The 2,769-nt window shown below is 57.6% G+C and carries 2 tRNA genes and 2 rRNA genes (1 of these 4 running past the window's edge); all 4 read right to left on the bottom strand.

Annotated elements, in window-relative coordinates:
- Positions 1-519: ribosomal RNA gene (locus NW826_RS05755) — 23S ribosomal RNA — on the bottom strand; it reaches 2,290 nt to the left of the window's first position.
- A gap of 178 nt (positions 520-697) precedes the next feature.
- Positions 698-773: transfer RNA gene (locus NW826_RS05760), tRNA-Ala, on the bottom strand.
- A gap of 82 nt (positions 774-855) precedes the next feature.
- Positions 856-929 (bottom strand) — tRNA-Ile (locus NW826_RS05765).
- 113 nt (positions 930-1,042) lie between these two features.
- Positions 1,043-2,515, bottom strand: a 16S ribosomal RNA gene (locus tag NW826_RS05770).
- The 16S and 23S rRNA genes sit together here with 2 tRNA genes alongside, the layout of an rRNA operon.
- Positions 2,516-2,769: the final 254 nt, after the last annotated feature.

Consider the following 2,769-nt stretch of genomic DNA (forward strand, 5'->3'; position numbering starts at 1 on the left):
CTTTTCACCTTTCCCTCACGGTACTGGTTCACTATCGGTCACGCAGGAGTATTTAGCCTTACGAGATGGTTCTCGCCGATTCACACGGGATTTCACCTGCCCCATGCTACTCGGGATGCGACCGGCGCCTTCCGGCTTTCGGCTACAGGACTTTCACCTTCTTTGGTGCAGCATTCCAGCTGCTTCGCCTAGCCTTCCGGCTACCTTTTGGTCGTCCCACAACCCCGCCCAGCCGTAGCTGGACGGTTTAGGCTCTTTCCCGTTCGCTCGCCGCTACTGAGGAAATCACATTTGTTTTCTTTTCCTACGGCTACTAAGATGTTTCAGTTCGCCGCGTTCGCCCCCTTGGCCTATGGATTCAGCCAAGAGTGACAAGGCTTGCACCTTGCCGGGTTGCCCCATTCGGGCATCTGCGGATCACCGCCTTTGTCCAGCTCCCCGCAGCGTTTCGTCGGTAACACGCCCTTCCTCGCCTCTGCGTGCCTAGGTATCCACCGTGCGCCCTTAACTGACTTGACCACAACCACAAACATCGGTGTTCTACCTGCTTCATGCTTCCACTTTCGGAAGCATGACGCTCTCTTGCTATGCAGTTTTCAAAGTGCTGGCCGGTTCAACCCGGCTAAAGACCTGAGCCCACGCTCAACCCTTTAGCCCGATTGTTCACCTCTTCTTCCCCTCAAGGGCAGCCCTCAAATGGTGGAGGTAAGCGGACTCGAACCGCTGGCTTCTGCCGTGCAAAGGCAGCGCTCTACCTACTGAGCTATACCCCCAATCCAGGGCAACCCACTCCCGCTCCCGTCGCCTCACCTCAACCGTCATCCTCAGACTGCTGGGGCCTTGCTGGGGTGACAGTGGGCCATCCTGGACTCGAACCAGGGACCTCACCCTTATCAGGGGTGCGCTCTAACCACCTGAGCTAATAGCCCGCCCCACCAGAACCGTGGTCAACCCTCGCCTCAACCCCGACCAACCTGGGATAACACTTGGACTGCCTACTCGTCTTGAGTGCTTTCGGCTCCGTCCCCAGTAGGTCTCCCTAAAAGGAGGTGATCCAGCCGCACCTTCCGGTACGGCTACCTTGTTACGACTTCACCCCAGTCACCAGCCCTGCCTTCGGCGGGTGCTCCGACTTCGGGCATGGCCAGCTCCCATGGTGTGACGGGCGGTGTGTACAAGGCCCGGGAACGTATTCACCGCAGCATGCTGATCTGCGATTACTAGCGATTCCGCCTTCACGCAGGCGAGTTGCAGCCTGCGATCTGAACTGAGACGCGGTTTTTGGGATTGGCTCCCGCTCGCGCGTTCGCTGCCCTCTGTCCGCGCCATTGTAGCACGTGTGTAGCCCAGAGCGTAAGGGGCATGCTGACTTGACGTCATCCTCACCTTCCTCCGGTTTGTCACCGGCAGTCTCCCTAGAGTGCCCAACTCAATGCTGGCAACTAGGAACAAGGGTTGCGCTCGTTGCGGGACTTAACCCAACATCTCACGACACGAGCTGACGACAGCCATGCACCACCTGTGTCCGCGCTCCCGTAGGCACCCCCACGTTTCCGCAGGGTTCGCGGCATGTCAAGCCCTGGTAAGGTTCTTCGCGTTGCATCGAATTAAACCACATGCTCCACCGCTTGTGCGGGCCCCCGTCAATTCCTTTGAGTTTCACACTTGCGTGCGTACTCCCCAGGCGGGACACTTAACGCGTTAGCTCCGACACTGACCGGGTTGATACGGCCAACGTCTAGTGTCCATCGTTTACGGCTAGGACTACTGGGGTATCTAATCCCATTCGCTCCCCTAGCTTTCGTACCTCAGCGTCAGTTGAGGCCCAGTTGCGCGCTTCCGCCTCAGGTGTTCTTCCCGATCTCTACGCATTTCACCGCTACACCGGGAATTCCCGCAACCCCTACCTCACTCTAGCCGGCCAGTTTCCAGGGCCTTTCCACAGTTGAGCTGTGGCCTTTAACCCCAGACTTGGCCAGCCGCCTACGTACCCTTTACGCCCAATAATTCCGGATAACGCTTGCCTCCTCCGTCTTACCGCGGCTGCTGGCACGGAGTTAGCCGAGGCTTATTCCTGGGGTACCGTCAATCTTCGTCCCCCAGAAAAGAGGTTTACAACCCAAGGGCCTTCCTCCCTCACGCGGTATTGCTCCGTCAGGCTTGCGCCCATTGCGGAAAATTCCCCACTGCTGCCTCCCGTAGGAGTCTGGGCCGTGTCTCAGTCCCAGTGTGGCGGGCCATCCTCTCAGACCCGCTACGGATCGTCGCCTTGGTAGGCCGTTACCCTACCAACTAGCTAATCCGACGCAGGCTCATCCTTAGGTGGATCGCTCCTTTCAGCTTGCGCCTGTATGGGGTATTAGCAGCCGTTTCCAGCTGTTGTCCCCCGCCTAAGGGTAGATTCCTACGTGTTACTCACCCGTCCGCCACTAACACCCGAAGGTGTCCGTCCGACTTGCATGTGTTAAGCATACCGCCAGCGTTCATCCTGAGCCAGGATCAAACTCTCCGTCTTAGCGCAAGAGCTTGTCTCGGTGGCTTGCTCGCCTAAGTCCCTCTCTCAAGAAACCAGGCGACTTCACAAATTAAAATCTGACAGGGTTGAATGCAAGCAAAGCAGTTGCTTTGCCGTTTGCTTGGCGATGGTTGACCAAACAGCTTGTCAAGGTTCTGGGGCGCCGGGGCTGGGTGGCCTCATCAGCGCTTTACTACCCTAACCCCCATAAACTCATCCCGTCAAGAGATAACTCAAAGTTTTTTCGGCGGAGA

The sequence above is a fragment of the Synechococcus sp. OH20 genome (genome assembly GCF_047502685.1).
Classification (GTDB): Bacteria; Cyanobacteriota; Cyanobacteriia; order Thermostichales; family Thermostichaceae; genus Thermostichus.